Genomic DNA, 24860 nt, shown 5'->3' with positions numbered 1-24860 from the left:
ACGCAGATTAGCAGGTAAGGCCGGGATCGTCCTTTTATGAGGTTACTGCCGACACGGTTCCGTGCCATATTGGCAATTCCATATCCTCGGGATCTTCGTTGGGGCCACCGGTCCGGCTCTTGAATGAGCCTTCCTCAATCGGTATCCGGAACAGCGCGGTTGCCCGGCGCTCCTTCTGGTTCGGTGCCCGTACCTGCTCCCAACGTCCTGGCTCAATCTGGTTGATGATGGCCCGGAATGCGGCGTCGAATTCTGCAGAGTCTTCCACGAGCTGTGCGCAGCCGAACAACACCAGAGATTCGTAGTTGGCGCTGTGGTGGTACGCAGACTTGGTCAAAACCCATTCATTGGTGACGGCAAACGAGATGCAAAGGAGTTGGCCCGAGCCGAGGCGTTTTGACAGCCGGCCTCCATTGAGGGTGTGAACGTACAGGTGGTCATCCATTCGCCAGGCGGTAATCGGGATGATGCGGGGCTCGCCGTCCTCCACAAAGCCCAGGTGCGCGGTTTTGAGTCGGTCAATCAGCGTATAGGCAACCTGGCGGTCCACCGAGGCTCTTTTGGTGGCCCGCCTCACGGTGCTCCTTGGGCAGGACGTGAGAGGTGAGGCTTGTTGAGTATTTGGCTGATTCATTCGGTGGTCCTCAAGGCTGTGGATTGGACAGTTGCGTTCTATTTCACGTCACTTCTGATACCCTCAAAAGACCCAGATTGTGTTTTTTTATAGGACCAGTGGTTGTGATTGATGATATTCGGTTTGATGCTGACCAATCTCTGCAGCTTCAGCTCTATCGACAGTTGGCTGATCGGATTCTGGCTCAACGCTATCCTCCGGGATACCGGTTGCCGTCCAGTCGCCAAATGGCGGAGGATCTTGGCGTCAGTCGGAACACAGTGAATGCGGTCTACGATCAGTTGAAAGCAGAAGGCTTCCTTCAGAGCCATGCAGGTAGGGGAGTATTCGTTCACGAGGATATCGGGTCGGCTATCGAACCGGCTGGGAAAAAATTGAAAATACCCTCTGGCGGGAGTTTCCGACTGCCTTCACTGCCAGACAGGGTGCGTGGGACTCCCCGCAGAGCGGAAGATGCCTGCTTGCCATTTCAGCCCGGCCTGCCGGATCTGGACGCCTTTCCCGTCAACGCCTGGAACCGCGTGCTGCACCATCAGGAAAGCCGGCGGGGGCTTCGCGGTTATGACAGCACTCAGGGCTACCTGCCGCTGCGGACGGCCATTGCGAACTACCTCCGAACGTCGCGTGGCGTGCGTTGCCATGCCGATCAGATTGTGATCACCAATGGTGCGCAGCAGGCCTTGTCGTTGCTGGCGGATGTGTTTCTGAGTCCCGGCGATCGTGTCCTATGCGAGAATCCGGGCTATCGAGGTGCCCGCAATGCGTTGGGGCGCCTTGGCAATCCGTTGGTGCCCATTCCCCTGAAAAATCAGGTTCTTGATGTGACCGCGTTGCCACATCTGGGCTCCGCCAGGTTGCTGTTCTGCACCCCCACCCATCAATATCCCATGGGGGGGATTCTGGACCTCTCCCAACGGATGGCCCTGGTGCAGTGGGCTCGGCAGAACGATTGCTGGATAGTGGAAGACGACTATGACAGCGAATTTCATTTCTTCAACAAGCCGTTTGCGGCGGTGCAGGGTATGTTCGACAATGCGCCGGTACTGTACGTGGGAAGTTTCAGCAAAACGCTGCTGCCGGCATTAAGAGTGGGATATGTCGTTCTTCCGGAGGAAGTAGTGGAGCCGGTGCTCTGGGCCAAACAGGTCGGTGGTGGCGAAACGCCCTTGCTGATTCAGGCCACTATTGCCGAGTTTATGGAGAGTGGCCAGTTCGTTCGACACGTTCGCCGGATGCGTCAGTTGTATCGGGACAAGTGGCAGTACTTCCAGGACGCGGTGCAGAGGAAACTCGGGGATCTGGTGCACCCTGTGGCCGAGAGTGCGGGTATGCATCTGGTGCTTGAAGGCCGGTTTGATGACTCAGCCTTGAGTGGATGGCTGAGGAAACAAGGCTTTGGCAGCACGCCCTTGAGTGCGCACTACATCGGAGATACCGCATCATCCGGTCTGGTCATGGGGTTTGCCAGTGCCAGTGAGCGGGAAATGGAGGATTGCGTCAGCATCCTCAGAAGCGCGTTAACCTGAATGTAACCGCAGCTTGTAATTGACTCAAAATCCGTCGGAATAGCAAAGGGAAGCAGCATGACAACACCATCCGAGGCGAGACAGCGCGCCATTCTGAATCGTCTTGACCGGTTCAGTCGTCTGATGGACAGCAGCATCGGCCTTCCATTTACCAGGTTCCGGATTGGCATAGAGGCCATCATCGGGCTGTTACCGGTGGTTGGTGATATGGCTGGCCTGATCCTGTCGGGCTATGTGCTGGTAGAAGCGCAACGCGCGGGCGCCAGCAAGGCTGTGAAGTTAAGAATGTTCAGAAATATGGTCATCGATTTTCTGGGTGGCCTGTTGCCGGTGGTGGGGGATGCCTTTGATGCCGTGTATAAGGCGAATACTCGCAATACCAGACTGCTGAGAAACTATCTTGAGAAGGAATTGGCGATTGAACCACCGCCACCGCCGTTCCCCTGGGGAACGCTGATTGGGTTGTCGATTCTGTTTGCAGTGATAACCGGTGGTTTGTCGCTCATTCTTTGATCACCCGAACTGACTATGGATAGAGCATGATGCTGGACGCACTTCAGGCCAATGGCCTTATGCAGATACTACTACTGACATTGATGGCCGGTCTTGCAATGCCTGTGGGCGCAGCACTGGCATCGGTGGAGCGTATTCACCCGCGCTGGCTGGAAACCGAGGTGCGGCACAGTGTGATCGCGTTTGGTGGTGGCGCGCTGCTGGCGGCTGTTGCGCTGGTACTGGTGCCAGAAGGGACGGCTAACTTGTCCATGGTGGGCATCGTTGTCTGTTTTGCCGGAGGCGGTATCAGCTTTATGCTTCTGGATCGATGGCTGGCTGCCAACGGCACACCGGCGAGCCAGTTGGTGGCCATGCTTTCGGATTTTGTGCCGGAAGCCATGGCCCTCGGCGCCACTTTCTCGGTGTCCAGTGAGGGCGGAATTCTGCTGGCCGGCATCATTGCGTTGCAGAATATCCCGGAGGGCTTTAACTCCTATCGGGAGCTGGTGGACGCGACCCATTATCGAGGATTGAAAATTGTGGGTGCCCTGGCGCTGATGGCGTTGCTTGGGCCGGTGGCCGGTGCCCTTGGTTACTTTCTGCTGTCGGATGCCCCGAGTGTGGTATCCGGCATCATGCTGTTTGCGGCAGGGGGTATTCTCTACATCATTTTCCAGGACATAGCGCCTCAGGTACGCCTGAAAAAACACTGGGCGCCACCATTGGGGGCGCTTGCGGGCTTCCTGCTTGGGGTGATGGGAGAGGTGGCGTTATCCGGATAGGGGACGTTCCGGCGTAGTTTGGCTATCATTCTGCCCTTTATGCGTTGTTTACTTTTTATTTTCCCAGAACAGGAGACTAACCGTGGCGGATACATCACTTAAGGAAAAACTTTCCAGCGCAGTCAAGGACGCAATGCGGAGCAAGGACAAAGATCGCCTGGTGACGCTACGTATGGCTCAGGCTGCGGTGAAGCAGATTGAGGTCGACGAGCGCCGGGAACTCACTGATGACGATGTTCTGAAGGTGCTGGACAAGATGTTGAAACAGCGCCGGGACGCCGCTGCACAATATGATGACGCAGGCCGGGGCGAACTGGCAGACAAAGAGCGCTCGGAGATGGTGATCATCGAGGAGTTTATGCCTGCCGCGCTGTCTGAGGACGATCTGGATGCGCTTATCCGCGAAACCATTAACGCGACGGGAGCCTCCGGTATGCAGGATATGGGAAACGTGATGAATGAACTCAAGCCCCAGGTGCTCGGCCGGGTGGATATGGGGCACCTGAGCAAGAAAGTTCGAGCTGCGCTGGCGGGTTAAGCCAGCGCTGGGACCACGGCCTGGTCAGGCGAAGTCGTAGTCTCCACCTTTCTCCAGTGCTCTCTGGTACGCGGGGCGCGCATGCACCCGCGCTACCCAGGCCTTGATGTTTGGCCTCTCGTTACCAACGATGCCCCTGGCGACGGACGCCTCCAGAGGAAAGCTCATCTGGATATCCGCCGCACTCAGCTGTTCTCCAAGAAACCAGGTGTTTTTGGCCAGTTGTGACTCCACGAAGTCCAGGTGGGTCTTGATCATCGGGCCGATAAAAATCTGGTTGGTTTTGTCCGAAATTCCTTTGGCGATCGGCTTGATAAAGAATGGCATTGGGCTGGTCTTCACCTTTTCAAACACCAGGCGCATGACCAGCGGTGGCATCAGTGAGCCCTCGGCATAGTGCATCCAGTAGGTGTAATCCAGCCACTGTTGGCCTCCGGCTTCGGGCAGCATGGTGTCTTTACCATAGGTGTGCGCCAGATATTCGATGATGGCACCGGATTCGGCAACCACCAGATCTCCGTCGGTGATGACCGGGGACTTTCCGAGGGGGTGCACTTTCTTGAGACTGGCTGGAGCCAGCATGGTTCCAGGGTCGCGCTCATAGCGTTGGATCTCGTAGGGTACGCCCAGTTCTTCCAGCATCCAGAGAATGCGTTGTGAACGTGAATTATTGAGGTGGTGAACTGTGATCATTCGGAAGCTCCGTTCCCGTTTTATAAGTGGTCAGGGTAGTACAGTAGGCTGAAAAAGGCTGATTGGTTCACTCGAAATGTAGTATTCCGCTGTTACCTATCCCTGTTGAAAGTGGCGCATGATGGATATGCATTGTTGATCAAACAGGGAGGAATGAACATGTCGAATAAAAAACTGTTGCTGCTGGCCGGCGATTTCACCGAAGACTACGAGACCATGGTGCCGTTCCAGGCACTGACCATGCTGGGCTACGAAGTACACGCGGTTTGCCCGGAAAAGAAATCCGGCGACAGCGTGAAAACCGCCATCCATGATTTTGAAGGTGACCAGACTTACACCGAAAAGCCGGGTCATAACTTCGCGCTCAATTACGATTTCGATAAGGTTCAGGTTGATGACTATGCTGGGCTGGTGATTCCCGGTGGTCGGGGCCCGGAGTACCTGCGCCTGAATGAGCGGGTGATTGAGATCGTGCAGGCGTTCAACAACGCGGGCAAACCCATTGCGTCGGTTTGTCATGGCGCCCAGATCCTGGCCGCCGCCGGAGTGCTGGAGGGGCGCGAGTGCAGTGCCTATCCTGCCTGTGGGCCCGATGTGAAAATGGCGGGTGGTCGTTACATGGACATTCCGGTCGATCAGGCTCACGTTCAGGGCAACCTGGTGACGGCTCCGGCCTGGCCTGCCCATCCGGCATGGCTGTCAGCGTTTGCTAAACTGCTTGGTGCTGAGATCTCGATCTAGTCTTAACCCGGCAGCCTCCGCTCGAGGCTGCCGTTATCACAGGAGACGGACTCCATGTGTGAACTCTATGTGAAAGCCGACCCGATCCTGTTTGAAAGTCGGTCCCGTTCTCTCCGTATCCGGGGGGTGGTCACAACGCTTCGGCTTGAGAACCAGTTCTGGGATATTCTCCGGGAGATTGCCGAAGTGGACGGCATGACCACCAATCAGCTCATCACCAAACTCCACGAAGAGGTGATGGAACTGAGAGGTGAAGTAGAGAACTTCGCCTCCTTTCTCCGTGTAAGCTGCACACGCTATCTGGCGCAGCGCGAAGCCCGTCCCGTTCCCCTGATAACGGCTCATTCATCGGGTAAGGCCCAGTCCCGGGTCGCGTCGGTCCCTTGAATTATCCGCCGTCCGGGCGCAGCTAGTAGGGTAGGTTCATTTCACACAACTGACAGGGGAGGCACCCCATGCATGTATTCATTGCCGGAGCCAACGGGCAGATCGGGCGTTTTCTATTACAGGAAATCGCGGATAGCAGGCATGAGGCACGAGCACTGGTTCGCCACGCAGACCAGGGGCCGGAGTTGCAGCAGCTTGGTGCCACGGAAACGGTGATTGGCGACCTGGAGCAGGATTGCAGCGAAGCGATGCGGGGCTGTGACGCCGTTATCTTTACGGCCGGGTCCGGCCCCCATACTGGTCCGGACAAGACGGTAGATGTGGATCAGGATGGCGCGATTCGACTCGTGGATACCGCCAAGGCCATGGGCATCAAACGTTTCATCATGGTCAGCAGTATGCGAGCTGAAGAGCCCGAAAAAGGCCCTGAAAAGCTTCAGCATTACCTGCGTGCCAAGCGTAATGCCGATGAACACCTGAAAAACAGTGGTCTGCATTACACCATTGTGCGCCCTGGCCGACTTACCAATGACGATGGCAACGGTAAGGTGTCTGTCAGCGAGCGACTGGACGCGTTCGGAGAGATTCCTCGCCAGGACGTTGCCCGGGTTCTGTTGGCTGTGCTGGATTCTGACAATACCGGCAATTGCATTTTTGATGTAGTGTCTGGAGATGTGCCGGTGCGTGATGCGCTGGCGAACCTGTAAGCCGCATCCGCCGGCATGATCAACAAGAGAGCCGCAATGAGCGATAACCCGTTAGCCTCGATTCTGGAAATGGATGGCGAAGAACGCTATGACTATTTTCTGGATGCTGTGGTGGAAGAGCGTGAGCTCTGGATACTGGTCAATGGCGATAACCAGTTTCTCAAAATTGTCTCGGAGGAAGATGGCGTCGGATATCTCCCGGTGTGGCCCGCTGAGGACTTTGCAGCAGATTATGCAGGGCCTTCGGGTGACCTGAGCCCCAAAGCGATTTCATTGCCGGACTTCTTCAAAAAGTGGGTGCCCGGGTTAAGCCGTGACGGGCTTGAGGTAGGCGTTTTTCCGGGCGCCGACAGTGAGCTCTGGATAACGCGGCCGGAAGAGCTGAAGCAGGACCTTCAGGACGTGTTGTCGGGATCTTTCTGATCCCGGCTACACCAGAAAATTCCCCCTCTCTGATACGGTCAGTTCCACTTCTTCGCTTCGATCCTTCAGGGCGACTCCGGAGGTGCCCAGTTGCCTGGCTTCCTTCAGAAGGTAGATCACTTTCTCGCTTGCCTGTTCCACGCCCAGTCCGGCAGGACGGATATTGGATACGCAGTTGCGGCGGGCATCTGGCAGCCCCGGCTCGGGATGATGAGTAAGGTAGACGCCGAGGCTGTCGGGTGAGCTGAGCCCCGGTCGCTCGCCGATCAGTACCACCACTTGTTGTGTCTGGAGCACCTGGCCTATGTGGTCGCCAATCGCTACGCGCCCCTGTTCTACCAGCAGAGGTGTTGCAACCCGCCACTCAGGGCCGTCATGGGCCAGTTTCCGGAGGAAGCTGCGCATGAACGCCGGGGCGTTTTGCTGCACGGCTCTGGCTGACAATCCGTCGGCGATCACTATGGCCAGATCAGGGGGCTCAGCAGAGCCTGTTTTCGACGATTGTAGACGGCTGCTGGATGATTCGCTCAGAACACGCCCCAGATCCGGCCTTTGCAGGTAGCAGGCCCGGTCTGGTGCCTGGCTCTGAAGTTGAATCGGTGGGCCCAGGGCCGACATCTCGGGTATCTGCTGAAATTCGACGATCAACTGCTCAATATCCAGTGGATGGTGCACGGCATCCCTGGCGCGGGCATGGGCCAGCTGAAACTCAAGAAGCTCCGCTGTGGGGAGACTGACGCCCGCCCTGCCAAGGCCGATGCGGGCTGGGGTGCACTGGCGCAGACCTCGCCAGGGGTTGTGAACGACGATCGGGAACTTTGAGTTGGTCATGGTTATGTTCTCCTTCGCGGGCCGGAGAGGCTGTGGCGGAAGGCCGCTGGTATGTCGTTATTCAGCGACACCCGATCCGAATCCTCGAAAATCTGCATGGCGTGCAACCATTGCTCGAACTCCGGTGCCGGTTTCAGGTTGAGCACACGGCGGGCGTAAAGGGCGTCGTGGAATGACGTGGTCTGGTAATTGAGCATGATGTCATCTGACCCTGGAATGCCCATGATGAATGTGCACCCGGCGACTCCGAGCAGCGTCAGCAGGTTATCCATATCATTCTGGTCGGCTTCGGCGTGGTTGGTGTAGCAGATGTCGCAACCCATCGGCAGCCCGAGCAGCTTTCCGCAGAAATGATCCTCCAGGCCTGCCCGGGTGATCTGCTTGCCATCGTAGAGATACTCCGGGCCGATAAAGCCGACCACCGTATTCACCAGCAGCGGGTCAAAATGGCGGGCGACCGCGTAGGCCCTGGCCTCGCAGGTTTGCTGGTCAAGACCGTGGTGAGCATTGGCGGAGAGGGCGCTACCCTGACCGGTTTCAAAGTACATTACGTTTTGGCCGACGGACCCGCGTTTCAGGCTCAGAGCGGCTTCCTGGGCCTCTTTCAGGGTGGCGAGGTTGAATCCGAAACTCTGGTTGGTGGCTTCGGTGCCGCCTATAGACTGGAAAACCAGATCTACGGGCGCTCCCTGCTCGATGGCTTCGAGGGTGTTGGTCACGTGCGTAAGCACACAAGACTGAGTTGGAATGTCGTAGCGCTGGATTACTTCGTCGACCATGGTCAGTAGCCGCTTGGTTTGAGCCACGTTATCGGTCGCTGGATTAATGCCGATGACGGCGTCGCCATTGCCATAAAGCAGGCCATCAAGAATGCTGGCGGCGATGCCTGCCATGTCATCTGTAGGGTGGTTCGGTTGCAGCCGGGTGGAAAGGCGCCCCGGCAACCCGACGGTGTTTCGGAACGCTGTGGTTATCTGGCATTTCTGGGCAACCAGGATCAGATCCTGGTTGCGCATGAGCTTGCTGACCGCCGCCACCATTTCCGGCGTCAGACCGGGGCGTAGTCGTGCCAGCATCTCCGGCGAGGCGTTATCGCTCAGAAGCCAGTTCCGGAAATCGCCGACCGTCAGGTGAGAAACGGGGGCGAAGGCGGCGGCGTCATGAGAGTCCATGATCAGGCGGGTTACCTCATCCGTTTCATAGGGAATCAGGGCGTCGGTCAGAAATGTCTTGAGTGGCAGGTCGGCCAGACACATTTGTGCCAGTACCCGCTCTTCAGCCGACGCTGCGCCAACGCCGGCGAGATGATCGCCTGAGCGCTCTGGCGTTGCCTTTGCCATCAAGGTCCCCAGGTCCCTGAAATCCATGGTCTGAAATCCCATACGGTACGTGTACTGGCCACTCATGGTCTTCTCCTTTAATCCCGGGGGCGACTCTGGCATGCCCGCATCAAATTACTTTAACTACACTGTAGTTTCTTGAAGCGGATGCTGTCTCTCAATTTGCCAACCGATTGGGCAACTGACTCGGTCTAAGGTTCTACTGCCTTGAATTGCGACAGGTGCTAGACTTGGAACCCCTGCAGGTGTAAGGAAACCCTCAATGGCGCTTGGCCGTTTGCTTCTCGTTGTATTCATGCTGTCGCTTGTTTCTCTCCCCTCCCTTGCTCTGGAATCGGTTGCGTCCGGAGAGAAAAGCGTGGAACTGACAGACTTTTCCATCGAATACTTCATCGATGAATCGCAAACGATGGACTATGAAACCGTTCGGCTTGAGTCTTTCGACCAGACCAAGAACACCACCACCCTCGGTACCCGGGCGGCGGTGACCTGGTATCGGGTTTCATTACACAACTCAGGTACTGATGACCGTTCGCTGTTTCTGCACCTTCCCAAGGCTTATCACGTTCGTTCAATCGATATTGTTGAAGAGCGCTCCTCACGCGTCGTCAATCGACTTTCCGTTAACCTCAATGAGGCTGACGCCCACCCTGCCATGTATCGGGGAACACTGGTGTATCCGTTCGAACTGCAAGCCGGGAAAACGACGGTTATGTATGTGCGTAGTCACGCATACTCACACCAGTGGTTCTCGTTGAAGGTATACGATGACGAGAATTCCCGGCGGGCGCTGGCCGGGGGGCACCTCGATATTGCCCTTATGGTGGGGATGATGCTGGCGCTGGTCTTCTATAACGGCCTTTTGTATTTCGCCACCAGCAAGAAGGAAAACATTTACTACTCACTCTATCTGATTTCAGGCCTGGTCTGGATCGCGCTGTCTTACGGTTTGGTGGCGAAGGCGTTCAACGCTTACGGCGACGCAGTGTTTGTCCTGAATCTCTCGTTGATAACCATGCCGATTTTCCTGCTGTTGTTCATGATGGCCATTTTCGAAACACATGAGTATTTCCGAACCGAACATCGCGTGCTTCAGGGTATGCTGGCATTGCTGGTGGTGACGTTTGTTTACGGCCTGTTTGATATCGCGACGGCCCTGAAGCCTGCCAGCAGTCTTGCCGCCCTGATGATGGTAGTGACCTTCTCCGTGAGCATTTCGCTGTTCAGGAAGGGGCACCCTCTGGTCAAATTTTTCCTTGTTGGTCACACCTTTTTTGTGGTGTTCAACGGGTTTGCCGTCCTGTACTACAAAGGTCTGGTTCAACCGAACTACATCAATAGTCATGGAGTCGGTATTGGTATTGTTCTGGAAGCGCTCACCCTGGCTTTCATTATTTCTTACAGGATCAAGGTGTTGGAGGATATCCGGTCAAAGCAGGATGAGCTGAAACGCCAGGCCTCGACGGACCCTCTGACACGGCTCTTCAATCGCCGGTATTTCATGGCAGAGGGAGAGTACGTGCTGGAACAGGCCCGGACCTCGGGTGAGCCGTTGTCGGTTATTGCCATTGATATCGATCATTTCAAAGCGGTCAATGACACCCATGGCCACAATGTGGGCGACCTGGTTCTGGTAGAAGTTGCCTCGGTATTTCGTCAGTTCAGCCGGGACAGGGATCTGGTCGCGCGCTTCGGTGGCGAGGAATTCGTCATTCTCCTGCCGGGTGCGGATCTGGCAGAGGCGTTTGGCTGTGCTGAACGTATCAGGAACGCTGTCGAAGCCATGATCATTGATGGAGGCGATGGGTTGGTGGTTCAAGTCACAGTAAGTGTCGGTGTGGCTGAGGTAAACCCCCTTCTGGAATCTGTGGAGGGGGCGGTCAAACGGGCCGACCGTTCACTGTATGAGGCCAAGGCCGGGGGCCGCAACCGGGTTTGTGGCTATGATGGTCCGGCAGGCAAGGCCCTACCCACTTGAAGGAGGAGATCCTCCAATGGCGTCCCGCACATTAAGAAGCGCTAATCACGTTGTTTGAACCCTGTGCTAGAGTTGGAGTGACCGTGGTTGCTTTTGGATACACGCAGCCATAGCCGAAATAGCAGTAATCATACTGATAAGGAGGCAAGATGATGGAAGCGAAATCCGGTCAACAAAATGAGTACGAACAGGTCCGTGAGGATCTGCGCCGTCTTCAGGAAGATATGGCCAAGCTGACCAGAAGTGTCGCTGAAGGCCAGAAGAACAACATCAGTCATCTCCGAGACGAGATACGCCGCGAAAGCCGGGAAGCGTTTGACCAGGTAAAGCGGCGGGGCGATGAAGCCCTTGATCGCGCAAAGGATGTCAGCGGCAAAGCGGTGGAAAACGTGGAACACAAAATTGAGGAGCGTCCCTTCCTCAGTATCGTTCTTATGTTTCTGGCCGGGTTGTTGGTGGGTCGCTTGTTGGATCGCTGATGATGCCTGACTCGGCCTGGTTGCAGGGCGCGCTGCGCAAGGTAGTCGCGGCAGTTCTGGGTTTACTGCTGGCGCTGGTTTTGCTGGTGGCCCTGCTCATTACCGGTTTTTACATGCTCGTCAACGCCGCCACGCTGGCCCTGGCTCCTGTGCTGGGTGAAGCCGGTGCTATGGCCGTGACGGGCTTTTTCTGCATTCTCCTGTTAGTGCTTTTTTTCTATCGTATGACACGGCCGGCCAGGTCTCACGGACAGGCCGATTCCGGCGAAAGTTCAGGCATGTCATCGCCGGTAGAATCTTTAAGGAACCTGATTCGAAAGAACCCTCTGGAATCGGCGTCTATTGCTTTTGTGCTGGGCATCGCCGAACAGGGAGATCCCCGGTTGAAGTCTCTGTTGCTTCAGGGCGGTATGGTTTTGATGAAGGAAGCCGAAGCTGAACGTGCTGCCAAGCACGAGCATAAGTCTGGCTCACAACCTTCCGATAGCCAGTCGGAAACAACGCAGTAACAGACCAAGAGCAAGACATGCCGCCATCACCATTACAGTCAAGCCTACCTGGTGCGCCGGAGAATAAACGCGCCCTCTGGTCTTGGGCGCTCTACGACTGGGCAAATAGTGCCTTCTTTACGATCATTCTTACTTTTGTCTTCGCTCAGTACTTCAGCGTCTCGGTGATTCAGGATGAAGTGGCCGGCACGCGGGCATGGGGCAACATCGTTGGTATAGCCGGGGTGGTGATTGCCATACTTGCTCCAATTCTCGGTGCTGTTGCCGATCAGTCAGGCCGGCGCAAACCCTGGTTGATCAGTTTTACACTCCTGTGTGTGATTTCGTCGGCCATGTTGTGGACGGTGACGCCGGATCAGAGTCAGTTCTGGACGGCCGCTCTGTGGGTGGGGTTGGGTACACTCGGGGCTGAGTTCGCTTTCATCTTCTATAACTCGATGTTGCCGGATCTGGCTCGGCCGGAGCGTACCGGACGGTGGTCTGGCTGGGCCTGGGGACTGGGTTATGTGGGCGGTATCGCCAGTCTGGTGGTGGCGCTCTACGGCTTTATCGAAGCGGACGGCACGTTCTTTAACCTTGATCGAGACGCCGCAGAGCACGTGCGGGCAACCTTTGTTCTGGTGGCCGGGTGGTATCTGGTATTTGCCTTGCCGGCGTTCTTTTTTATCCCGGATCGTCCGTCAACCGGTTTGAGTCTGGGGGCGGCGACGCGGGCTGGACTGGCCCAACTGAAACAATCCATTGCTCATGTACGGCAATACCGGGACATCGTACGGTTTCTGGTTGCGAGGATGCTGTACACCGATGGCCTGGCGACGATTTTTACCTTCGGTGGCGTCTATGCAGCCGGCACGTTCAACATGAGCCCCACTGAAGTGCTGCAGTTCGCCATTGCCCTGAACGTCACTGCCGGGCTGGGCGCGCTGGGCTTTGCCTGGATTGATGATGCCCTGGGCGGCCGCAACACCATCCTTCTGTCGTTGCTGGGTCTGGGCTGCAGTGCGTTCGCGATTCTGGTGGTAGATGGGGCCACCGCGTTCTGGATATGGGGCATGATTCTGGGCATTTTCGTTGGGCCGCTGCAATCGGCCAGTCGTTCTCATCTGGCCCGTGTGGCCCCGCCGCATCTGCAGACTCAGATGTTCGGCCTGTTCGCCTTTTCCGGGAAGGCAACCGCGTTTGCCGGCCCGTTGCTGGTGGGTTGGGTGACGTCGGTTACCGACAGCCAGCGTTGGGGCATGAGTACGATCTTGCTGTTCCTGCTGATCGGGTTTGTGCTGATGCTGAAAGTGCCTGCGACTGAGGCCCGAAAAGCGGAGGACTGACACGGTATCTGCCCCAGCTTCGGCTATTCTGATTCATAGCCATCCCACAACAACAAGATCCTAAGGGGCGTTTTGCCATGGCCAGATATGACTTCATCATCAAGGGCGGCCGCTATTTCGACGGCACCGGGGCACTCTCGTTTACCCGCAATCTTGCTATCAAGGATGGCCGGGTTGTCCGTGTGACGGCCGATCCGATTGCTGATGACGATGCCGAGCGCGTGATCGATGCCTCCGGGCTTTGGGTGATGCCATGATTATCGACTGCCCGGATGCAGCCCTGATCGGCAAGAATTTCGAAGAGGTGACCAGGGCCCGTGGTGTGCATGTCGTCGATCTGTTCCTGGATCTGGTGGTGGAGTTCGGCAGGAATATTCGTTGGTACACCACCGTCGGAAACCATCGAAAACAGGTACTCAAACGCCTGGTGAAAGACCCCCGGTCGCTGATTACCTTCAGTGATGCCGGCGCCCATATTCGGAATATGGCGTTCTACAACCTGCCACTGCGCATGCTCAAGCTCGTTCATGAGTCTATCAATGACGGAGACCCCATCATGACCACGGAGCAGGCCGTACATCGGTTGACGGGAGATCAGGCCGACTGGTTCGGTGTGGATGCGGGCAAGATTCGTGAAGGGGACCGCGCCGATGTTGTGGTTATTGATCCGGCGGGGTTCAATCAGGACCTTGAGCAGGTGCACTGGGGCGAGATGGAAAACTTTGATCTGCAGCGTTTGGTCAATCGCAATCCCGGCATCGTAAAAACGGTTCTGATCAATGGACGGCTGGCGGTCGACGACGAGCAATTCTCGCCGTCATTTGGCCGTGAAATGGGCTATGGACAGTTTATCCCGGCGAGGTAATTAATCAGGTTATGGCCAAGGCCTCTTTTGCTAGAAAGTCACTGCGGCTGATGTTCTGGGTAGTTGTAGCCGCACTGGTGCTGATGTTTTCAATTATCCTGCTGTTCAGGTTCGTGAACCCTCCGACCTCGGCCTTCATGCTGGGTTATCAGATGGGTGATGCCCGCGAGCCTTTGCAGCACGAATGGGTGCCAATATCTGAGGTATCCGAATGGATGGCGCTGGCGGTGATCGCCAGTGAAGACCAGCGATTTCCGGAGCACCACGGGGTTGATTTCAAGGCTGTTCATAAGGCGGTCTCTGAATATCAGGCTGGAGAGGGCTTGCGAGGTGCCAGTACCATCACGCAGCAAACGGCCAAGAATCTGTTTCTCTGGAATGATCGAAGCTTTGTCCGAAAAGCCATCGAGGCGGGTCTGGCACTGGCAATTGATGCGATCTGGCCTAAACAGCGGATTCTTGAAGTCTATCTGAACATCGCAGAATTCGGACCGGGCATCTACGGTGTACAGGCAGCCAGCCGCGCCTACTACCGAATTCCGGCGGGCGTGCTGTCGCCACTCCAGGCTGCACATCTCGCTGCAGTCCTTCCTAACCCGAACGTGTTGAGCGTGCTTTCGCCCACGCCTTACGTTCAGGAACGAGTGGCCTGGATTGAGGGGCAGATGGCTCGGTTATCGAGGGCGGGGTATCTCGCCGAAATCAACGCTGGCAGGTAATGCCAAACCGTTGTTGATGGTTCACCGGCTCTTTGATGAGTGGGCCTCGCTCCGGCACTGGGATGGTGTCATACCAAACCGGGCTTTGAATGCCCGGCTGAATTGGCTGGCGTCGTTGAAGCCGCAGGCGAGAGCGATGGCAGTGATTTTGGTGGTTGATTGGCGCAGATGATCGCGTGCCCGGATGAGCCGTTGTTCCTGTACATATTGGTAGGGGGCGCAGCCAAACGTGGCCCGGAACAGTCTTGCGAAATGGTAGGGGCTGAGATTCACCCAGCCGGCCATTTCCGACAGTGTGAGAGGCCGGTCCAGTTCCGCATGAATCTGCTCCTGTAACAGTCGCCGGTACTGATGGGACAGTTGCCCGGTAACTGCGGGAGGTGCTTTGGTGACGCTGGCGTGTCGGCTGACCACCTGTAGCAGGAGCCACTGTGCCAGGTGATCCATCGCCATTGCCTGGCCGGGTGCCTGCCAGTCGCTCAGCACCAGGAGTTTACCTGCATGGGCCAGGATAGGATCCTCACGGTGGTAGCGCTCGTTCAGTTGAATCTTATCCGGGTCGGAATCCCAGGTTTGACTGGCACATCGAGCGACATCGACATCATTGAAATAGAAATGGAAAAACTCGAATTGCCCGCCGATTTGCCAGATGGAGCGGCTGCCCGCAGGAAACAGGCACATGGCGCCGGGAAAGCCGCGGCTGACCGCCTTTCCGTTGACCATCCGCTGGGCTTGCTGGCCCTTGTCGATGTAGATGCTCAGGGCGTGATGACGAGGGCGCTCGTAGCGAACCTCCCCCTGACGGTTCTGCCATTGGGCGAGGGTTTTTCCATGCTCCAGGTTCATCATTCGCTGCGGCGCAACGCCCGCCGTGCGAAGGCTGTCGGCAATGTCCAGCTGCCCCCGTCTGTCTTGCAGCGGTGACGGGTTTGTTGTCGTTGGGTTGTCCATAATGCAAGGCCTCCGCAAGAATCATCCACGGTTCCGCAGGATCTGACAAGCTATCGCGCGTTCGTTTCCATAATCTGACCACCTGACGCCCGAACTTGCCATTTAACTGGGAGCCTCTGAATCATGCCCATTAGTGCCCATTATGGACTGACTGTATTGATATGGGGTCTGACCTGGACGGCGATTCGACTGCAGGTCGAATCTGCGTCTGTGGATTTGGCAGTGTTCTATCGCTTTGTGATGGCTTCTGTGGTTGCACTTGCGGTTCTTGCCGTTACCCGGCGGCTGAGCAGGTTGACGCCTGGCCAGCATGGCTGGCTTTTTTTGCAAGGGCTGACGCTATATAGCGTGAATTTTCTCCTGATCTATCGGGCCGCCGAATCGATGACCAGTGGGTTGTTGGCGGTCGTGTTTTCTCTGGCGGCACTGTTCAACGCGTTCAACGGTTGGCTCTGGTTGCGAACCAGACCGACAGCGAGGCTCTACCCCGCCGTGGCCCTTGGTGTGACCGGTGTCGCGCTGCTGTTCTGGCATGACCTCCAACTCGGCAATGCCACTGGCGCGAGCATACTGTTTGCGGTCGCTGGAACCTTCTGGTTTTCCATGGGTAACCTGGTGAGCGTGAAGGTGAGGGCCGCAGGGGTTCCGTTGTTTACGGCCAATGCCTGGGCAATGGTTTATGGAGCACTTATTCTCGGATTGTGGTGCCTGATCCAGGGGGTAGAGTGGATGCTGCCTGCCACCTCAGTATTCTGGGGAGCGACCGTGTTCCTTGCCGTTCCCGGCTCTATTGTGGCGTTCTACTGCTACATTACTGTCATCCAGGTGCTGGGCGCCGACAAGGCAGGCTATGCCGCGGTACTGTTCCCGGTTGTCGCTCTTTCGGTCTCCACCTGGCTGGAGGGATTCGAGTGGACGACGCCGGCTATGCTGGGCGCCCTGCTGGCCATATTGGGAAACTATGTGTTGTTTCGTCCCGGCAAGCGTCAGAGCGTCAGCGCAACCAGCGTTCCCGAGCAACGGACCTGACTCTGTTGCTATGGGCTCACTTTGTCGTGCAGGACTCATCGCACCCGTTCGCACCGATCTCTTTGGGGGCCATTTTTAAAAACACACCCAGTGCGGCCAACAACAATGCTGTACTCGCAATAATAGCAACCGGATAAACGAGATTCCCCGCCAAATCAAGCTGGCTGTATTTGATGATCATGATCAGGCCTTCAAGCGACATGGCCACGCAAACGGTACTGATGAAGCGGGGCAGGGTGCGGCGCATCATAGTCACTATATCGTGAGTTTCTGAACGGCCGCTGTATTCCGAGCGGATCACCATCGCCAGTTCGTAAACTGCCAGTGCGATAATGCTGCCGTTGACGCCATTAATCATGGCCTGCATCAAGGGCTCATCGGAATTCAGGAGCTCAAAGACATCGACGATGGTTGCTGCCACAAGAGCGAAGGCCAATCCGAAAAACAACCAGGAGAACAGCCTGGCGAACAAACCGCGTACTGGAATACTTCTCAACCTGTCGAGCATGCGTTTTCACCGTGACCTGTGGATGTGATGAGACAGGCTACGGATATTTCGTAAAGGCTGCGATTACAGGTTGCACACAGCGCGGTAACCTTGAAGCAAAGGGCGAGTTGATTATTTTACCTCCGCTCATCGCCAGGCCTTGTCGTTGGGCCGTTCACACCGGCTATCCTTGGGTTGCCAACACAGTTATCCACAGATTCTGTGGGAAAACTCTTTGCTGTTTGATCATTGTTTCGCCGGTTGTGGAGAATGTTATTGAAACCATAACTCGGCGCTTTCAAGGCGTAGTCAACGCTAAGGTCGCAAAGCGAACATAAGAGACTACTCGCTGCGATCAACTTTTTGACGTTCGAAGCAGCTCAGAACAGCCTTGGAGGTTTCCCCAGAGGGGTGACTCGTCATGTCCACTGGCTGTATGCGACATCCGGGCCTTTTAAGCCGCAGGCCCGGATGTCGTCACAACACTCAGTGGTAAATCACAACATCTTCTTCAACTGCCCGTAGTCTCCTCCGGTGCGAAGTACCAGAGTGATGTCGTTGTCATTCCGGTTCCGGAAGAACCATCCATGGTTACCAGTAAAGGCTGCTTCCAACTCGCCTTCATCTTCCGGTACGCCCCGGCCTTTCTCATAGGAAATGGACTGGCCGCCTCCATCACCGTGGGTATCAAAGTTGATCGGGCCACCCTCAGACACCCAGGAGAACCGGGCTACCGCGCCTTCCTCCATTGTAAGTTTGAATTCGGTACCCTCTCCCGGAGTGAGAACAACGCGCACTTCATCCTGCCACTGGGGTTCGGCAATTTCTGGTTCAGGGGCGGGCTCTGGCTCAGCAGGCGCAACCTCCGCTTCCGATGCGGGGGCTGGTTCCTCAACGGCTTCAGCCACGACAGGTTCCGAGACTTCCGGAGATTTCTGACCAGCCGCAGAGTTCACCGCAACCATCTGGGCAGCCTCGTCAGCCGCAGCTTCTTCGGCGAGCTGTTCTTTGATCTCGCCCATTTCGGTCAATCCCAGCAGTCGGCCCGCGCCAGTCGGGTCCAGAGCGTACTCGGCGGGCATGACCACGGTAACCAGCAGGACCAGTGCCACAATGGCTGCAATAATGGTTGATCGAATCAACTTGGCAGTGCTGGGCAGTTCTTCACGATTGGGTATATCGGTGTTGTACATAGGGAATCTCCAGAATTAAGCGACAAAGTAACCGGTGAGCTGATAGCCAAAGAGCAGGAAACCTGCACTCATCATGGCCACGTTGGCGGTGTAGGCGTGCCGGAAAAAGCCGTCGGTCTTCCGCCAGAAACTGATCGCAATCAGGATCATGGCGAGGGCGATGAGCTGTCCGATTTCCACGCCCACGTTGAAGGCGAGGAGGTTCGGAATCAGGCCATCCGGCGAGATGTCGTACTCGATAATCTTCGTGGAGAGACCGAAACCGTGGAAGAACCCGAAAATCAGCGTGGCGGCCTTGGTATTGGGTTGGAAGCCAAACCAGCGCTGATAGGCTCCAATGTTGTCCAGTGCCTTGTACACGATGGACAGACCGATAATCGCATCAATGATGTAGCTATTGATGCCCACGTTGAAGTACACCCCGAGCAACATCGTCGTGGAATGCCCGAGTGCAAACAGGCTCACGTAGATGGCGATGTGCTTCATCTTGTAGAGGAAGAAAATGACACCCAGCAAGAACAGCAGGTGGTCATAGCCGGTGACCATATGTTTGGCCCCGAGATAGGTGAAGGCGATGAGGTTTACACCGGTAATTTCCTGGATGTACCCCTTGTCGCCCTGGGCGACTGCGTGGGCGAGCACATCCGTACTCATTCCCAGCAAGCCCAAAGTCAGAAATATCCATAACAGACGACTGCCGGTGCCCGACGAGGACACGCCGCGGCAACCGTCAAGCAAACTTGACAACATAAAGACTCCAATCACATTTGTTTTCTAGGGCCGCTCCAGCGGCAGGAATCAAATAGGAAGGGAACCTTTTGGTGGGCGTTCAAGCCGATAGCGCAAACTGCGGGGAGAACCTCCGGCAAATGGAATGGCCTGCCGGAAAACGGTCGGGCTTTGGGAAACGAATGGAATCCTCAGCTGGTCCACGGTCTCGTGGGTGTGATTCCCTGCATCGTGATGCAGTGAAGGTGACTCTGGTTCTTCGTCGAAATCGTGACTGTGTCCGTGTCCACCGTGACTGCCATGGTGGCCGTCCGACTGAAACTCCCAGTCGCCCGCTATCTCAACCACACCGTGAGAGAACGACTCGCCAATCACCGACAGTGACAGGCCCGCCAATGCGAAGAGCATGAGAATTGTTGGAAGCAGTTTTCTCTGGTGAATGGCGGAAATCATCTATCGAGTGGGTCGAGTCTGTCGTTGGCTTTCGATGGAAACAGAGGATACCATCCCCCCATGGGGGATAGGAATTAAACATGGTAAATGATCACACGCATCAATCTCATCCGAACATCATCAAACGCCTGAAGCGAGCTAACGGCCATCTTGAAAGCGTGATAGGCATGATTGACCAGGGAAAGCCCTGCCTGGAACTGGCCCAGCAGCTTCACGCGGTGGAAAAAGCCATTCAGCAAGCCAAGCGCGTGTTGGTACAGGACCATATCGAGCATTGCCTGGACGATGCTATCGGGCCGCTGGAGCCGGATCAGCAGCGGCGTATCGATGAATTCAAGGCCATCGCCCGATACCTTTGATTTCGTTCGTTCCTACGCTTCGATCTCAGCTATTAATCACACCGTAGAGGCTCTACCGTCACGTGGACCAGGGACCGGCAGCGGGCCTGAATGCGCTCTTTGTAAACTGTCGGCGATTCTGGCTGATGCGAGACGATTGAGACAATGGCCGCGTGAATGTTTGGGCCTATCGCCCACACATGCAAATCGCTGACCTTGGCATCGTCGACTTCGACGGCTTCCTTAACAGTTTCCTCCATGTCCTGGTGCTGCTCGTCGAGAAGGATCTTGGAAGTGTCTTTCAGCAAGTGCCAGGACCACTTGGTGACCAGAAACGCACCAATAATCCCCATCATTGGGTCCATCCAGTTCCACCCGGCATATTTACCCGCCAGAAGGGCAACAATGGCAAGGACTGACGTCAGCGCATCCGCAAGCACATGCAAGTAAGCGGCCCGGCGGTTGTGGTCATGGTGATGATGGTGGTGACCATGATCGTGCCCGTGACTGTGGCCATGCTCATGGCCTGCATCTCCCAGTATCCAAGCTGACACCCCGTTGACAACCAGGCCAATGATGGCCACGAAAATAGCCCCATCGAAAGAAATGGGAACGGGCTGGATAAAACGCCCCACGCTCTCGATGACCATGTAGAGCGCAAAGACTGCCAGCAGGATTGCTCCGGTGAAGCCACCCAGCGCATTGACCTTTCCTGTGCCGAAAGAGAATCGGTCGTTGCCTGCGTTTTTCCTGGCATACGCGTAGGCGAAGGCCGCAATACCCAGAGCCACTGCGTGAGATCCCATATGTAGGCCATCAGCCAGCAACGCCATGGAGCCATAAACGATTCCGGCCAGGATTTCCCAGACCATCATCGCCAGGGTCAGGCCCACCACGATGAGTGTACGAGTTTCGCCAGAGCGCTTCTGATCCTGACCAAAGACGTGATTATGTTGCCAATGGTCGAGTTGTTCATGGTGCATAACAGTGTTCCCGGCAAGGCTGATGGTTGTTAGACCTGTAGGCAAATCTCACTTTTGACCTATCCCCCCTGGGGGGATAGCATGGAATGCTACTGGAGTCCGATTTCTACCACAACCTTTCTGCTTCTGATGCTGTCACTGGTGAAGCCATGCTTGAGATTCTGAGACACCGAACCTATCGCCATTTGTTCCTGGCACAGGTAGTTGCATTGCTGGGTACCGGGCTGGCGACGGTGGCATTGAGTCTATTGGCGTTTGATCTGGCCGGAGAACAGGCGGGACAGGTGCTCGGCACCGCCATGGCGATAAAAATGGTCGCTTATGTCTTGATAGCCCCGCTGGCGTCGGCCTTGGCAGAGAACATACCTCGTCGTGCTCTGCTGGTCTCCCTCGATGTGGTTCGAGCGGCGACGGCGCTGGCTTTGCCTTTCGTGACCGAAGTCTGGGAAGTGTATGTGTTAATTGCTGTCCTTCAGTCCGCATCGGCGGCCTTTACACCAACCTTTCAGTCCACGATTCCGGAGACTCTTCCAGATGAGGATGACTACACCAAGGCGCTGTCGCTCTCCCGGCTGGCATACGATCTGGAAAACCTCATCAGTCCGGCACTCGCGGCGTTGATTCTGCTTGCTACCAGCTGGCAGGCGTTGTTTTGGGGCACGGTGATCGGGTTTATCGCATCAGCCTTGCTTGTAGTGTCGGTTGCTTTGCCAACTAGGACCAAATCAGAGAAACGTCGCGGCGTTTATGATCGAGCAAAGGCCGGATTTAAAGTTTTCATGGCAACTCCTCGCCTCCGTGGGGTGATGGCTCTGAACCTGGTGGTCAGTCTTGCAGGAGCCATGGTGATCGTGAATACGGTTGTGCTGGTGCAGGGACGCTTCGGCCTAACTGAGCAGCACACAGCCATGGCTTTTGCCGCGTTTGGCGCTGGTTCCATGTTGGCTGCATTGGCGTTACCGGCTCTCTTGAAGCGCTGGCAGGACCGGCAAGTCATGCTGACTGGCGGGTGGATTCTAATTTCCGGGTTGATTCTCACAATGGCGGTGAGATCACTGGAGTGGCTATTGCCCGTGTGGGCTTGGCTGGGCGTCGGTTTCTCGACGGCTCAAACCCCCATTGGCAGAGTCCTTACCCGGTCGTCGCATGCTGAAGACAGGCCAGCTCTGTTTGCCGCCCAGTTCTCTTTGTCGCATGCCGGATGGTTGGTCGCGTATCCATTAGCTGGGTGGCTTGGGTCTACTGCGGGTATGACCGTTACTCTGTTAGTACTTCTGGGGCTTGCTCTCGGAGGGCTGATTCTTGCGTTGAAGCTGTGGCCCTCCCTTGATCCGTCAGAACGCTGGCATAACCACGTCGACCTGCCAGGCGACCATCCTCATGTTGCAAACGCCTCTAACTCGGGAGTTCACCGTCACAACTATGTCATTGATAGCCTGCATCCTAAATGGCCAGATTGAGATTGCCAGGGATTCTGCGAATGTTCGCTTTTGTTTAGGTTCGGACAATTTATGATTGCACTACCAAAAAAGACGATGAAATAGACGGTTCAACGGTTGTTAGACAAAGGTGCGTAACTTCACTCCGAGAGGGTTGCATTCCGCGAGGTCCGGGTTCGCTTTAATGCGGGTCCCCATGATGTAGTCGAACCAGGGACGGGTGACACACCAGTTGGCGTCCTGATTGGTGTTCATATGGTGATTGTAATGCCAGGGAATGGCCTTCTTTCCCACTCGGGTTCCTCATAGACTTCGTCGCGGTCATCCTTGGTGCGCACGATCTTGTGATGCTGCCAGTGGCTTTTCATGGACTTTGCCTGCCATTCTCGGGGCATTGTTGGCTTTGATTGGAAACGATGTGCTGTTTCGGTCTGCGGGACGGTAATCCAGCTTTGTGGTTCAATGGACAATGTCCTACAAGGAAGCAGGACAATATTGGGCATTGCTAAACGGCAGGTTTTGTTAACGTCCGCCCCCTTGGACGGGCCATCTACATGGTCGACATTCCTGGAAAACACATTAAGGACTTCCTGCTGTGAGCACCCCAACCGATACTTCTTATGACACCCCTGTTATCCCGAGAAAAGTTCCGGCCGGCCCACCACTGAACTGGATTTCGGCGGCGGTGCGACTGCTGCGCAGTAACTGGGGCGTGATTCTGCCTGCCTATCTGCTGGTGTTTCTTGTTCCGGCGCTGATTCAATATGGTGCGATGGAGGTGATTTCCGGTGGCAGTGTCTTTGGCACCGTGGTGCTGGTGATTGTCAGCATTTTCGTAACGCTGCTACTCAACGCCGGTATGGTGGCTCTGTTCCACAGCGCAGCCGAGGGGACTCCCCGGTTTACCCAGGTGTTTTCCGGCTTCAGCGGGCACACGATACTTCATACTTTCCTGATGGTAGTGATGATGATTGTCGTCGGCATTGTACTGTCCGTTATTGGCTACGTGATCTCAAGTATTGCCGATTTTTCGTTTTCATCTGTTAGCCGCTATGGCATGGGCGGTTTCATGGATGGTGGCTTCGGGCCCTCAGCAGGTATTGCTTCGATTCTGCTCATGTTCATTGCAGTGCTTTGCGCGCTGGTTCTGTTCGGTGCGTTGTTCTTCTATGCAATCCCGTTGATTGTGGTTGCCAGACAGGGGGCTTTAGAGGCTGTTCGTAACAGCCTGCGCGCGTGCTTCAAGAACTTGTTTGTACTGCTTTTCTTTGCTGTAAACGCGATGGTTGTTACTCAACTGGTACTGTTCCCCACGTTCGCAATTGGTGCTTCAACCGCATCGGTTATTGGCATGACGGTGATTACAATTGTCGTGTCGTTTGTCTGGGGTGCAGTTCTTGCGGGCGCGTATTATCTTTCGTTCCGGGATGTTCTTTTGGGCAAAGGTGATACCGAATCAGACAACGATATCGAAGCCACTGTTCCCGCCTGAAGCGACTAAAAAACAAGCTATTGGTGGGTGTGCCAACACCCACCCAACCTGGCGAAGCGCGCATCTGTTCAGATTGATCATTTTACCTGCGCTTTCCGCCAGGGCCTGCCACTGCACGCTTTGCACTGCCTATCCTGTCGTTGCCAACAACGTTATCCACAGATTCTGTGGGCAAAACCAATCAGCCCTGTTAATTCATCTGTAGCTGTGGAAAACACTTGTTCAAAAACCGGTTCAGGGGGGCCTCGATGATCGAGGGCAGGTTGATACCCAAAGGGTTGGACTCGGCAAGCTCCGGATTTGCTTTGATACGAGTTCCCATGATGTAGTCGAACCAGGGACGGGTGACACACCAGTTGGCGTCCTGATTGGTGTTCATATGGTGATCGTAATGCCAGGGAATGGCCTTCTTTCCCCACTCGGGTTCCAGGTGAGAGCGCCGGTGCACATAGAAGTACCGGCCAGCCGCGTAGTAGGTGCCCAGTGTAAAAAACGGGGCTACCGGTAGCGCCAGAGAGGTAACCGCAGTGAGCGCAAGCAGGGAGGTGACTTCGTTCCGGGTGCGCCAGTTGGACAACCCTTCTTCATAGCCTTCGTCGCGGTAATCCGTGGTGCGCACGATCTTGTGATGCTGCCAGTGGCTTTTCATAGACTTCGGTACCGGGCTGTATCTGGGTTTTCCCGGCCGTGGTGTCCCGTGGAGGATGTATTTATGGGCATACCATTCAACACCGTTGGCAAAAATCAGGGCGACCGGAAAGCCAATCATGAATCACCTCTTTCAGAGAGTGGCT

The 24860-nt window shown here is 55.8% G+C and carries 31 protein-coding genes; 19 read left to right on the top strand and 12 right to left on the bottom strand.

Annotation, left to right across the window (positions count from 1 at the left end; genetic code table 11):
• Positions 1-34: 34 nt before the first annotated feature.
• Positions 35-550: a pyridoxamine 5'-phosphate oxidase family protein gene (locus tag Q675_RS28435; RefSeq protein ID WP_227499539.1), complete on the bottom strand. Its 516-nt coding sequence runs from the start codon at positions 548-550 to the stop codon at positions 35-37.
• Positions 551-738: 188 nt separating this feature from the next.
• Between Q675_RS28435 and Q675_RS28430 the strand changes: the two genes are divergently transcribed.
• The 4 genes from Q675_RS28430 (at position 739) to Q675_RS28415 (ending at position 3975) form a co-directional block, all read left to right on the top strand.
• Entirely contained in the window at positions 739-2160 is a 1422-nt protein-coding gene (locus Q675_RS28430) for a PLP-dependent aminotransferase family protein (RefSeq protein WP_031211335.1), read from the top strand.
• A gap of 57 nt (positions 2161-2217) precedes the next feature.
• A complete protein-coding gene (locus tag Q675_RS28425) occupies positions 2218-2673 on the top strand; it encodes a DUF4112 domain-containing protein (RefSeq protein ID WP_023011204.1) in 456 nt (151 codons plus the stop codon).
• A gap of 26 nt (positions 2674-2699) precedes the next feature.
• Positions 2700-3437, top strand: a complete 738-nt coding sequence (locus Q675_RS28420; RefSeq protein WP_023009196.1) for a ZIP family metal transporter — start codon at positions 2700-2702, stop codon at positions 3435-3437.
• A gap of 82 nt (positions 3438-3519) precedes the next feature.
• Complete coding sequence (locus tag Q675_RS28415; protein WP_011786390.1) at positions 3520-3975, top strand: GatB/YqeY domain-containing protein; 456 nt, start codon at positions 3520-3522, stop codon at positions 3973-3975.
• A gap of 24 nt (positions 3976-3999) precedes the next feature.
• On the opposite strand, the gene Q675_RS28410 is transcribed toward Q675_RS28415, so the two are convergent.
• Entirely contained in the window at positions 4000-4668 is a 669-nt protein-coding gene (locus tag Q675_RS28410) for a glutathione S-transferase family protein (protein WP_023011203.1), read from the bottom strand.
• Between the two features lie 159 nt (positions 4669-4827).
• On the opposite strand from Q675_RS28410, the gene Q675_RS28405 reads away from it, so the two are divergent.
• From Q675_RS28405 to Q675_RS28390, 4 genes are all read left to right on the top strand, one after another.
• Entirely contained in the window at positions 4828-5409 is a 582-nt protein-coding gene (locus Q675_RS28405; protein WP_014422317.1) for a DJ-1/PfpI family protein, read from the top strand.
• 54 nt (positions 5410-5463) lie between these two features.
• Positions 5464-5796, top strand: coding sequence for a ribbon-helix-helix domain-containing protein (locus Q675_RS28400; protein WP_011786387.1), 333 nt, complete (start codon positions 5464-5466; stop codon positions 5794-5796).
• Between the two features lie 68 nt (positions 5797-5864).
• Positions 5865-6503 (top strand): SDR family oxidoreductase, encoded by a 639-nt coding sequence (locus Q675_RS28395; protein ID WP_023011202.1) that lies wholly within the window; start codon positions 5865-5867, stop codon positions 6501-6503.
• A gap of 36 nt (positions 6504-6539) precedes the next feature.
• Positions 6540-6926 (top strand): DUF2750 domain-containing protein, encoded by a 387-nt coding sequence (locus Q675_RS28390; RefSeq protein ID WP_023011201.1) that lies wholly within the window; start codon positions 6540-6542, stop codon positions 6924-6926.
• Positions 6927-6932: 6 nt separating this feature from the next.
• Here Q675_RS28390 and eutC read toward each other — a convergent pair whose 3' ends face one another.
• Together eutC and Q675_RS28380 are read right to left on the bottom strand one after the other, a co-directional pair.
• On the bottom strand, positions 6933-7757 hold the full coding sequence (eutC, locus tag Q675_RS28385; protein WP_023011200.1) for an ethanolamine ammonia-lyase subunit EutC: 825 nt from the start codon (positions 7755-7757) through the stop codon (positions 6933-6935).
• A 2-nt stretch (positions 7758-7759) separates the two neighbouring features.
• Positions 7760-9163, bottom strand: a complete 1404-nt coding sequence (locus tag Q675_RS28380; RefSeq protein WP_023009189.1) for an ethanolamine ammonia-lyase subunit EutB — start codon at positions 9161-9163, stop codon at positions 7760-7762.
• Positions 9164-9455: 292 nt separating this feature from the next.
• Here Q675_RS28380 and Q675_RS28375 point away from each other — a divergent pair, with 292 nt between their 5' ends.
• From Q675_RS28375 to mtgA, 7 genes are all read left to right on the top strand, one after another.
• The gene (locus Q675_RS28375) at positions 9456-11075 is read left to right on the top strand and encodes a diguanylate cyclase (RefSeq protein WP_227499538.1); all 1620 of its coding nucleotides are present in this window, start codon (positions 9456-9458) and stop codon (positions 11073-11075) included.
• 149 nt (positions 11076-11224) lie between these two features.
• The gene (locus Q675_RS28370; protein ID WP_011786381.1) at positions 11225-11554 is read left to right on the top strand and encodes a DUF883 family protein; all 330 of its coding nucleotides are present in this window, start codon (positions 11225-11227) and stop codon (positions 11552-11554) included.
• Positions 11554-12063, top strand: coding sequence for a hypothetical protein (locus tag Q675_RS28365; RefSeq protein ID WP_023009187.1), 510 nt, complete (start codon positions 11554-11556; stop codon positions 12061-12063). Before Q675_RS28370 ends, Q675_RS28365 begins: the two co-directional genes overlap by 1 nt.
• A gap of 17 nt (positions 12064-12080) precedes the next feature.
• On the top strand, positions 12081-13388 hold the full coding sequence (locus Q675_RS28360) for an MFS transporter (protein ID WP_023011198.1): 1308 nt from the start codon (positions 12081-12083) through the stop codon (positions 13386-13388).
• A 77-nt stretch (positions 13389-13465) separates the two neighbouring features.
• Positions 13466-13645: a hypothetical protein gene (locus Q675_RS28355; RefSeq protein ID WP_023011197.1), complete on the top strand. Its 180-nt coding sequence runs from the start codon at positions 13466-13468 to the stop codon at positions 13643-13645.
• Positions 13642-14253, top strand: coding sequence for an amidohydrolase family protein (locus Q675_RS28350; protein WP_023011196.1), 612 nt, complete (start codon positions 13642-13644; stop codon positions 14251-14253). Before Q675_RS28355 ends, Q675_RS28350 begins: the two co-directional genes overlap by 4 nt.
• Before the next feature lie 11 nt (positions 14254-14264).
• Positions 14265-14972: a monofunctional biosynthetic peptidoglycan transglycosylase gene (gene mtgA, locus Q675_RS28345; RefSeq protein ID WP_011786377.1), complete on the top strand. Its 708-nt coding sequence runs from the start codon at positions 14265-14267 to the stop codon at positions 14970-14972.
• A 21-nt stretch (positions 14973-14993) separates the two neighbouring features.
• On the opposite strand, the gene Q675_RS28340 is transcribed toward mtgA, so the two are convergent.
• On the bottom strand, positions 14994-15923 hold the full coding sequence (locus Q675_RS28340) for a helix-turn-helix domain-containing protein (protein ID WP_023011195.1): 930 nt from the start codon (positions 15921-15923) through the stop codon (positions 14994-14996).
• A 123-nt stretch (positions 15924-16046) separates the two neighbouring features.
• Here Q675_RS28340 and Q675_RS28335 point away from each other — a divergent pair, with 123 nt between their 5' ends.
• Positions 16047-16952, top strand: a complete 906-nt coding sequence (locus Q675_RS28335) for a DMT family transporter (RefSeq protein WP_023009181.1) — start codon at positions 16047-16049, stop codon at positions 16950-16952.
• A gap of 16 nt (positions 16953-16968) precedes the next feature.
• On the opposite strand, the gene Q675_RS28330 is transcribed toward Q675_RS28335, so the two are convergent.
• The 4 genes from Q675_RS28330 to Q675_RS28315 all read right to left on the bottom strand — a co-directional run bounded on the left by Q675_RS28330 (position 16969) and on the right by Q675_RS28315 (position 19769).
• Positions 16969-17460 carry a hypothetical protein gene (locus tag Q675_RS28330; protein WP_011786374.1) on the bottom strand — a complete coding sequence of 164 codons (492 nt, stop codon included), beginning with the start codon at positions 17458-17460 and terminating at the stop codon, positions 16969-16971.
• A gap of 476 nt (positions 17461-17936) precedes the next feature.
• Positions 17937-18632: a hypothetical protein gene (locus tag Q675_RS28325; protein ID WP_023011194.1), complete on the bottom strand. Its 696-nt coding sequence runs from the start codon at positions 18630-18632 to the stop codon at positions 17937-17939.
• A 15-nt stretch (positions 18633-18647) separates the two neighbouring features.
• Positions 18648-19286, bottom strand: coding sequence for a HupE/UreJ family protein (locus Q675_RS28320; protein WP_023011193.1), 639 nt, complete (start codon positions 19284-19286; stop codon positions 18648-18650).
• 144 nt (positions 19287-19430) lie between these two features.
• A complete protein-coding gene (locus Q675_RS28315; protein ID WP_023011192.1) occupies positions 19431-19769 on the bottom strand; it encodes a hypothetical protein in 339 nt (112 codons plus the stop codon).
• A gap of 125 nt (positions 19770-19894) precedes the next feature.
• On the opposite strand from Q675_RS28315, the gene Q675_RS28310 reads away from it, so the two are divergent.
• Entirely contained in the window at positions 19895-20173 is a 279-nt protein-coding gene (locus Q675_RS28310) for a metal-sensing transcriptional repressor (RefSeq protein WP_023011191.1), read from the top strand.
• 32 nt (positions 20174-20205) lie between these two features.
• Here the strand turns inward: Q675_RS28310 and dmeF are convergent, their stop codons facing one another.
• Positions 20206-21135, bottom strand: a complete 930-nt coding sequence (gene dmeF / locus Q675_RS28305) for a CDF family Co(II)/Ni(II) efflux transporter DmeF (protein ID WP_023011190.1) — start codon at positions 21133-21135, stop codon at positions 20206-20208.
• 149 nt (positions 21136-21284) lie between these two features.
• Between dmeF and Q675_RS28300 the strand changes: the two genes are divergently transcribed.
• Complete coding sequence (locus Q675_RS28300; RefSeq protein ID WP_031211331.1) at positions 21285-22595, top strand: MFS transporter; 1311 nt, start codon at positions 21285-21287, stop codon at positions 22593-22595.
• A gap of 99 nt (positions 22596-22694) precedes the next feature.
• Here Q675_RS28300 and Q675_RS37865 read toward each other — a convergent pair whose 3' ends face one another.
• A complete protein-coding gene (locus tag Q675_RS37865) occupies positions 22695-22868 on the bottom strand; it encodes a hypothetical protein (protein ID WP_023011188.1) in 174 nt (57 codons plus the stop codon).
• 301 nt (positions 22869-23169) lie between these two features.
• Between Q675_RS37865 and Q675_RS28290 the strand changes: the two genes are divergently transcribed.
• Positions 23170-24066, top strand: a complete 897-nt coding sequence (locus Q675_RS28290) for a hypothetical protein (RefSeq protein ID WP_023011187.1) — start codon at positions 23170-23172, stop codon at positions 24064-24066.
• 190 nt (positions 24067-24256) lie between these two features.
• On the opposite strand, the gene Q675_RS28285 is transcribed toward Q675_RS28290, so the two are convergent.
• Positions 24257-24835 (bottom strand): sterol desaturase family protein, encoded by a 579-nt coding sequence (locus Q675_RS28285; RefSeq protein WP_022991517.1) that lies wholly within the window; start codon positions 24833-24835, stop codon positions 24257-24259.
• Positions 24836-24860 lie beyond the last annotated feature (25 nt).

Source organism: Marinobacter sp. EN3 (assembly GCF_000475315.1).
Classification (GTDB): Bacteria; Pseudomonadota; Gammaproteobacteria; order Pseudomonadales; family Oleiphilaceae; genus Marinobacter; species Marinobacter nauticus.
The sequence above is the reverse complement of the archived record's forward strand: the minus strand, read 5'-3'. Positions and strand labels throughout refer to the sequence as shown.

Bases quoted from the DNA above. Each gene is read 5' to 3' on its own strand.
- Q675_RS28425 (WP_023011204.1), top strand. From the start codon at position 2,218: ATGACAACACCATCCGAGGCGAGACAGCGCGCCATTCTGAATCGTCTT.
- Q675_RS28420 (WP_023009196.1), top strand. From the start codon at position 2,700: ATGATGCTGGACGCACTTCAGGCCAATGGCCTTATGCAGATACTACTA.
- Q675_RS28410 (WP_023011203.1), bottom strand. From the start codon at position 4,668: ATGATCACAGTTCACCACCTCAATAATTCACGTTCACAACGCATTCTC.
- Q675_RS28405 (WP_014422317.1), top strand. From the start codon at position 4,828: ATGTCGAATAAAAAACTGTTGCTGCTGGCCGGCGATTTCACCGAAGAC.
- Q675_RS28400 (WP_011786387.1), top strand. From the start codon at position 5,464: ATGTGTGAACTCTATGTGAAAGCCGACCCGATCCTGTTTGAAAGTCGG.
- Q675_RS28395 (WP_023011202.1), top strand. From the start codon at position 5,865: ATGCATGTATTCATTGCCGGAGCCAACGGGCAGATCGGGCGTTTTCTA.
- Q675_RS28390 (WP_023011201.1), top strand. From the start codon at position 6,540: ATGAGCGATAACCCGTTAGCCTCGATTCTGGAAATGGATGGCGAAGAA.
- eutC (WP_023011200.1), bottom strand. From the start codon at position 7,757: ATGACCAACTCAAAGTTCCCGATCGTCGTTCACAACCCCTGGCGAGGT.
- Q675_RS28380 (WP_023009189.1), bottom strand. From the start codon at position 9,163: ATGAGTGGCCAGTACACGTACCGTATGGGATTTCAGACCATGGATTTC.
- Q675_RS28370 (WP_011786381.1), top strand. From the start codon at position 11,225: ATGATGGAAGCGAAATCCGGTCAACAAAATGAGTACGAACAGGTCCGT.
- Q675_RS28365 (WP_023009187.1), top strand. From the start codon at position 11,554: ATGATGCCTGACTCGGCCTGGTTGCAGGGCGCGCTGCGCAAGGTAGTC.
- Q675_RS28360 (WP_023011198.1), top strand. From the start codon at position 12,081: ATGCCGCCATCACCATTACAGTCAAGCCTACCTGGTGCGCCGGAGAAT.
- Q675_RS28355 (WP_023011197.1), top strand. From the start codon at position 13,466: ATGGCCAGATATGACTTCATCATCAAGGGCGGCCGCTATTTCGACGGC.
- Q675_RS28350 (WP_023011196.1), top strand. From the start codon at position 13,642: ATGATTATCGACTGCCCGGATGCAGCCCTGATCGGCAAGAATTTCGAA.
- mtgA (WP_011786377.1), top strand. From the start codon at position 14,265: ATGGCCAAGGCCTCTTTTGCTAGAAAGTCACTGCGGCTGATGTTCTGG.
- Q675_RS28340 (WP_023011195.1), bottom strand. From the start codon at position 15,923: ATGGACAACCCAACGACAACAAACCCGTCACCGCTGCAAGACAGACGG.
- Q675_RS28335 (WP_023009181.1), top strand. From the start codon at position 16,047: ATGCCCATTAGTGCCCATTATGGACTGACTGTATTGATATGGGGTCTG.
- Q675_RS28330 (WP_011786374.1), bottom strand. From the start codon at position 17,460: ATGCTCGACAGGTTGAGAAGTATTCCAGTACGCGGTTTGTTCGCCAGG.
- Q675_RS28325 (WP_023011194.1), bottom strand. From the start codon at position 18,632: ATGTACAACACCGATATACCCAATCGTGAAGAACTGCCCAGCACTGCC.
- Q675_RS28320 (WP_023011193.1), bottom strand. From the start codon at position 19,286: ATGAGTACGGATGTGCTCGCCCACGCAGTCGCCCAGGGCGACAAGGGG.
- Q675_RS28315 (WP_023011192.1), bottom strand. From the start codon at position 19,769: ATGCTCTTCGCATTGGCGGGCCTGTCACTGTCGGTGATTGGCGAGTCG.
- Q675_RS28310 (WP_023011191.1), top strand. From the start codon at position 19,895: ATGGTAAATGATCACACGCATCAATCTCATCCGAACATCATCAAACGC.
- dmeF (WP_023011190.1), bottom strand. From the start codon at position 21,135: ATGCACCATGAACAACTCGACCATTGGCAACATAATCACGTCTTTGGT.
- Q675_RS28300 (WP_031211331.1), top strand. From the start codon at position 21,285: ATGCTTGAGATTCTGAGACACCGAACCTATCGCCATTTGTTCCTGGCA.
- Q675_RS28285 (WP_022991517.1), bottom strand. From the start codon at position 24,835: ATGATTGGCTTTCCGGTCGCCCTGATTTTTGCCAACGGTGTTGAATGG.